The organism is Chryseobacterium sp. SSA4.19, from assembly GCF_022601875.1.
GTDB lineage: Bacteria > Bacteroidota > Bacteroidia > Flavobacteriales > Weeksellaceae > Chryseobacterium.
On sequence record NZ_JAKVIP010000011.1, the window covers coordinates 130,945 to 137,672 of the forward strand.

The window sequence follows — 6,728 nt, forward strand, 5'->3', positions numbered from 1 at the left end:
AAATGAAAGTTACACTGAACCATAAATTTTTAATCCTTTTTTTTGTTTCGTATTTCAGCCTTTATTTTGGGCAAAAAGTGGAATTTACGGTACCGAAAAGCATAGAAACATTAGAAGACACCATTTTTGATTTTAAAAATGATTTTACGAAAGATGAGACCGAAGCTGTGGCTGCGGGAGATAACGAATTTTCTACCACGGTAGATCTGTATGATCTGAAGTATGATACCGATAATAAAAACCCATATCTGAATGTAGCACTTAAAAAAGGTGCTAAAGCCAAACAGTTTATTCAGAAAGCGACCTGGAATGTAGCGATGAAAAAAGTTTCTGCTAAAAGCACTAAAGTAAGTGTTTTTCTGCAAGAAGTAACTCCTGACAGCTGGTCTAAAAAAGATGTTGATCTGAAACTCACAAAATCGACAGGGAAAGTGGAAAATGAAATTAAGGAATTTCTTCTGAAAAGTAAAGCCAAAAAACCTTCGAAAGAAACAGCAAATGACGGAATTGATCCTAATTCAGAAGCTCAGACAACAGTCCTGGCAGAAGCTCAGGTTGCAGAGTTTGAAGCAAAAACTGCTCCGAAAAAAGTAACATCAAAATACTTACAGAACCTTTTTAGCAAAAAACAATTGATCGGCTTACCGACATCTGCTGATTACATCACCAAGCTGTTAAAGACAGATCCCAGTCAGCTGGATTGTGAAAGCTGCAAAAACGGAAAATATTATAACTGGGATTTTGGAGATTTCAACATGATATATGCAAATATGACGGACGGTGATGAATATTATGCGATTCAGTATTATGGTGAAGATGCTGTTTCCGGACTTCCGTACGGATTGGTATTTAATGACAGTTCTCCATCAGAATGTAAAGATAAATTTGCGAGGTACAATGCACAGCTTTATCAGACAACGGTAAATGTTGATGAAAACTCATCAAAAGCTTTAACGGTAGTTACCTTCAGGATGAATTCTTCCTTCATTCGGTTAGAATTTGGGAATGACTATTTAACCAGACTTGTAGTTTCAAATAAAGAATTTTAGCTATGGCAGAAAAACATATTGTAGTGCAGGGTGCTATGTGCAAATGTCAGTTCGGACAGCTTCCGGACAAACTTAAAGTGATTTCGCATCAAAAAGAATATGCAAATGATAAAAGCGCATCAAAAAAACTGATTGTTACCACCAGGGAAATAGGTGCTGCAACGTTTGAAAAAAACACTTTCGGAAACTGTACAAAGATGGGAAGTCCGCCGCCTCCTTGTAAGGTTATGGTTACCGAGTGGAAGGACTTTTATGAAAAAGTACAGCTGAGCAATAGCGGATATATCATTTTAGAAGACAGCAAGGCTGTTTGTGCCATTGCAGGAACTCCATGCATTGAAATTATTGATCATGGCCAGAGAGCAGAAGCAAGTCAGCAGAACTTTAAAAATGCAGATAAGGATGTGCAGCAGCAGATCAACCCGCTTATAAATTCTGAAAGTATGTATAAAAAAGAGAAGGTATACGATACATCAGGAGATGCAATTAAATAAACTCTAAACAATTGAAATGGGAAAAGGAGTAAGCAAGATCGATATAGCCACCAGTCAAGTCAATGCAAGAGTAATAAGCCGATCAGGAAACCGCATTTGTATTGAGGCAGGAAAACTTATATGGTTTAAAGTTTCCGAGTGGCTGCCGGGAACAACAGATGCTGATAAAAAGAAAGGAACCATCTGGATACGGCAGGACCATACAAGGCAGATGATTATCAATAAAAAACAGGTCGGACCTAGCCAGGTATATGGTTATGGTTTTAAAAAAAAGGAATGTGGAGCATCAGCATATTATTATATTGAGGCTACACTTTTCGGAAACAGAGATACCAAAAATAATACGGGTCTTTATGTAAAGGGATTTACTCCGGCTTTATTGGTCAGCAGCAAATGGTGTTTGCAAAATGACGGAGCAGATCAGCGTGACCATAAATTTTCGTTTGGGGAGAATGTTTTTTTGGGGTTGGAAACAGAAGGGTTAAATCAACAGACTCTTACCATAGAACTGTATCGCCTCAACAGTGAAGTTACTTTCGGTAAAGTTGCAGGCAGGATATTTGACACAAATTATGATCCTACAAAAGATGATGCCCAGACTAAAGTGTTTCAAAAACAGGCTAAAGTTATTGACGGAGAGGTTAATACAGAATTTACCATTCAGCCATCCTGGAAAAAAGGGAATGAAGACAACCTGTTCTACATTAAAGTAAAAGACGGGAACAAGTATATACAGGACAGCAAGAAACAAATCATCCACGCTAGGTACCTGAAAGTTAAAAATAATGTTGTCCCTATTAAAAAGAATATGGTACAGCTTACCAACAATGCTCCGGTAAAAGTGGGTGCAGCTGATAAAGATGTTAAAGTAAATCATCTCTGCACCTTTAAGCAGATCAATATAGAAGATAATGGCGAGACTTTCGAGGTTTTTAAAGAAGGGAAAACTGCTTTCAAAAAAACGTCTCCCGTAGTACAGTATACGACCGCTAAAGTCCATTTTAACTATGATAAATCAGATATTCGTCCCGAAGCCCGTGATACTTTAAAATATCTGCTGGACTTTTTGCTTTACAACCAGCATTTGGATATGTCTCTTTCCGGACATGCCGATGATAGAGGAACATTAGATTATAATCAGGCACTTTCTGAAAGAAGAGCACAATCAGTAAAAGATTTTTTCACAAAAGGAGGTTTAGATAAAAACAGGATCAAAACAAGAGGTTACGGAGAAGTGAGCCCTATAGCTTCCGGAAAAACCGAGGAAGCCTATAAGAAAAACAGAAGGGTAGAGATTGAATTCAGTTATATAGAATACAATCAGAATGCGCTTTTTTATGAAATGATTGCTCCGGATGCCAACAAAATAAAAGAGATAACAGTAAATGTCTTAAACCGATCGGACAAAGGCTGCTTTAGAAAAGAGAAGCATAATAAAAATATAATTTATGTAAATGAAACCGACAGTAAAGATCTTGTTCCAAAAAATGGAAGTATTGTAAAACAAATTGTTTTTTCCCAACAGTCGGGTTTTCCTAAAAATTATGCTTTGTTATTGGGGAAATTTTTGAATCCTCTTTCTAAGATCTATTATCAGTTTGCGTTTCATATTAACAGTTGTTCGTATTATGCTGATAAAGATAAAGCAACGCTGGAAGTAAGAGTTTATCCGGACGTAGTATGGATAGGGCATTTTCAGTATAATGGAGAGGAAACGGTAACGTCTTATTATTTTCATCAGAAGAATTTCGTCCTTGAACAAGGAATTTCTGATGTTCTTAATGAATTAAAAGCAACTACTTTTTATAAAATTTACAGATTAATTCCTGCAAATTTCATCGTTGAACATACTTTATTAAAATATATTGAAAGTCAGGCAAAAAGCTATTTTTATGGAATCCATACATATCATAACCGTAATGTGGAAAAAGCGGGTCAGGAGCTCTCTCTTTCAGGTACGAATACCAATTTAATAACGCAAACTCAGTACACGAGATTTGCTGCTGCTGCTGTGATTTATGGTTTTGTAGTGGTAGGCATTATTATAGACTTGTTAATGATTTATCTTACGAGGGGTAAAAATATAAGTACCAAGCTGGAAAAATTTGCTAAAATGGCAAGAAAGGCTGAAAGTGTTCTTAAAAAGATGAATGATGCAGGTGTAGAATTGATTCCGCCTGCTATTGCCGTAAATGCGGGAATGTATTATCAGAAACAGAAAAGCGGAAAACTTGCATTAGTATATGAAGCTAATATCAAGGCCGATCCATTGATTGCGATTAACTTTAAAAGAGAGTTTGATCTTGTTCAGTTGATCACAAAAACAATACAGGATATTAAGAATGCAAAACATCCCAAAGGATCAGAAAAAAAATTAAACGAAAATAAAGAAAATAATAGCAAAATTGAAGAATATTTTAAAAGTTTAGGAGTCTCTATCAAAGGAAGTATAACGGTAAGAGGAGATCTTATATTTGAACAAAATATGCAATTTAATTTCCTTACTAACAGTTATAGCTTTACGGATAAATTAGGCAATCTGGTGCAGAAGGCCGAAAATCAGTCTATAATAAAAGAACAAATCAGTTTTAAGGCTGATATCAGTTTAAAATATAAAAAAGAATTTAGATTTGATCCTTTCCAAACAAAAATTGATGGAGTTGTAAATGTAGGATTGAATGGTATTTTAGGAGCAAAATTGATGTATGGTGTAAATAATAAAGAGGGAAAAGGTCTTTTTGTAAAAAAAATAATATACTGTTCAGGGGTAGAAGGCAATTATTTTGGAAACTTAAAAGTTTCTACTGTAATTGGGAAAATTCTTGATTTAGAAACAAATGAAGGAACACCCACTCCATTTACTTTAATAGAACCTTTTGAACTTCCTTTATATGAAATAGAATTATTTAAACAATAATGAAACATAAACATATGAAATATTTAGTATCACTATTAACCCTGTTAATTAGCTTGCAGAGCTGCTCTCAAAAAAAAGAAAATATGATTAATCAAAATTCAAACATTACTGTAGATAATATTGCTGATGAAATTTCTAAGCAGGTAAAACATTATCCTATAGAACCTATGTATGTATTATCACATGAAGGAAACTATTGTTATTATGAAATTTTTATAGATGATATTCCTCTTTTTAAAAATTTTGATAATATGGTTCCGGAAGGTTTTGATATTAATAGGGTTATTTTTAAAAGTGGTCAGCATACTTTAAAATACAAACTATATCCTTTTGGAAATCAAAATAAATATAAACAGGATTATCCTACCTTAACAGATGAAACGAGTCTTAATCTAAAGCTGGGTTCATATGATTTGAAGAATGAAAATGCATCGGATAAAATGTTGATGGAATATAGCTTACCGACCTCAAAAAATGAAATAACAAAAGAATATGTAAAACAAAGGTTTACAGGAACCGGGAAAACATATTATGAAGGGAGTGTCAATATCAATGTAGACGTTCCTTATCAGATACAATCTCCATTTGAAAATGCGCAGGATCTGAGAAAAATGAATAAAAAGGAATTAGAAGAAAAACTCCTTAAAAAGTATAAAGAAATTTCATCCATCTATGAGAGCAGGGATCAGGATAACATTGCACGGCTGGAATACAATACACTAAAAGATTTATATGTTTCTAATTATGATGATAAAGAAACAATCAGCAAAAATATAAATACACTCTTCAAAGATATTTATAATAATCCGACTTTCAAGATGCAACCAATTGAGAAATATAAGCTGGAGTTTTTTGCCAATGGAAAATTAGCGGTCTTAATGATGGATACTGCAGATAATAAATTACGTGGAAATACGGTGCTTTGGGCAAAAGCAAATTATGACGGAGGAACAAGAGGAATATTTTTGAATCGATATTTTTACATTCCACAAGGTGAGACAGAGTTTAAGGTATATTAGAACGTTTTTTGAGAGATAAATCTATGATTCGTTTTTTTCTTAAAAAATATTTGTTCTCTATTTTAATTTAACCTTTTGAAATTATTATTGTTGGAATACAATTATGTAAAGAAAAATAAAATGAAAAAAATACTCATACTTTCCCTTACAATAGGCAGTCTTTACAACTGTTCTCAGAAAAAAGAAAATACATTTGCAAAAGATGTGACCGTTCAGAAGCAGGACACAATTATTAATGGATTAGTTATCAATAATTATAAAGATAGAGGACGGTATAAAACATTTAAAAATGAAGATAATAAATACGGAATATCTGATGCCAAAGGAAATGTTATTGTAGAGTCTTTCTATGATGGGCTTGAAAAACGAAGCGATTTTTATTATATGTCTCATCAGGCCAATAAACCGGATGCTCTTGTCTGGTTGGATGTCCAGAATAAAAAACTCGTCGTTCTTCCTGGCTATATTGATCATCATTTAAATATTAAGGGAAATATTGATGTGGTTGTTGATAAGAACCAGAATATGGGAGTTTTGGCTGATGGTAAAAAAGTTCTGATCCCTTTCCAATATGAAAGCGTTGAAAAAATAGGCAATACATATTTTGCAAAACAAAGTAGTAAAAGCAGGGTAGATGTTTTTGATCAGAACTTAAAAAAAGATATACTGCCGTTCAGCCTTAAAGATGCTGTTTTATTATCTGATAAAGAAAATCTGATTACGGCTACCAATGATAAAGATAAAATGGGTATCATCGATTCTGATCTGAAAGTATTAGTTCCTTTTGAATATTCAATCATTGTCGCATATACCCATGACAATCATTATTTTATAGTATCTAAAAAAGATGCCGGCGGAAAACCTTTATTTGGTATTATGGATCATCAGTTTAAAATTGTTGTTCCTGTGACTTATGATCACATAGATGAAAGTGATACCGATGAGAAAAAGCTTGAAGTAACCAAAGGTATAATTAGAAAAACAGTAGATTTTAAAGATTTTATTACTGGAAATTATATACTATGAAACCTGTAGTTATACTATTATCATTAATCGATATTCAAAGTTGTTCTAAAAAAATCTCTTTTTTGATGCCTCATAAAAAATAATTATTGTGTATTCTTTTGAATATAAATTACTGACATCGGTCTAAATAAGACTCATTCATTTTAAGGTAGTGTCTCACTAACTGTGTAAGTTAAAAAGTTATTCTGGAAAATTTTGAGCCCTTACAGCTCAAAAAATTTTT

Annotated in this window: 5 protein-coding genes; all 5 read left to right on the plus strand. The window is 33.3% G+C overall.

The window, feature by feature from the left end; translation table 11 throughout:
• Positions 1-2: 2 nt before the first annotated feature.
• The 5 genes from MKJ01_RS09840 (at position 3) to MKJ01_RS09860 (ending at position 6,505) form a co-directional block, all read left to right on the plus strand.
• Positions 3-1,049 (plus strand): hypothetical protein, encoded by a 1,047-nt coding sequence (locus MKJ01_RS09840; RefSeq protein WP_241613423.1) that lies wholly within the window; start codon positions 3-5, stop codon positions 1,047-1,049.
• A 2-nt stretch (positions 1,050-1,051) separates the two neighbouring features.
• Positions 1,052-1,543, plus strand: a complete 492-nt coding sequence (locus MKJ01_RS09845; RefSeq protein WP_241613421.1) for a DUF4280 domain-containing protein — start codon at positions 1,052-1,054, stop codon at positions 1,541-1,543.
• A gap of 16 nt (positions 1,544-1,559) precedes the next feature.
• Complete coding sequence (locus tag MKJ01_RS09850) at positions 1,560-4,460, plus strand: OmpA family protein (RefSeq protein WP_241613419.1); 2,901 nt, start codon at positions 1,560-1,562, stop codon at positions 4,458-4,460.
• An 83-nt stretch (positions 4,461-4,543) separates the two neighbouring features.
• Complete coding sequence (locus tag MKJ01_RS09855) at positions 4,544-5,479, plus strand: hypothetical protein (protein WP_241613417.1); 936 nt, start codon at positions 4,544-4,546, stop codon at positions 5,477-5,479.
• Positions 5,480-5,599: 120 nt separating this feature from the next.
• On the plus strand, positions 5,600-6,505 hold the full coding sequence (locus tag MKJ01_RS09860; RefSeq protein WP_241613415.1) for a WG repeat-containing protein: 906 nt from the start codon (positions 5,600-5,602) through the stop codon (positions 6,503-6,505).
• Positions 6,506-6,728 lie beyond the last annotated feature (223 nt).

What these genes read in the sequence shown, in the direction of transcription:
- MKJ01_RS09840 (WP_241613423.1), top strand. Translation starts at nt 3, where the DNA reads ATGAAAGTTACACTGAACCATAAATTTTTAATCCTTTTTTTTGTTTCG.
- MKJ01_RS09845 (WP_241613421.1), top strand. Translation starts at nt 1,052, where the DNA reads ATGGCAGAAAAACATATTGTAGTGCAGGGTGCTATGTGCAAATGTCAG.
- MKJ01_RS09850 (WP_241613419.1), top strand. Translation starts at nt 1,560, where the DNA reads ATGGGAAAAGGAGTAAGCAAGATCGATATAGCCACCAGTCAAGTCAAT.
- MKJ01_RS09855 (WP_241613417.1), top strand. Translation starts at nt 4,544, where the DNA reads ATGATTAATCAAAATTCAAACATTACTGTAGATAATATTGCTGATGAA.
- MKJ01_RS09860 (WP_241613415.1), top strand. Translation starts at nt 5,600, where the DNA reads ATGAAAAAAATACTCATACTTTCCCTTACAATAGGCAGTCTTTACAAC.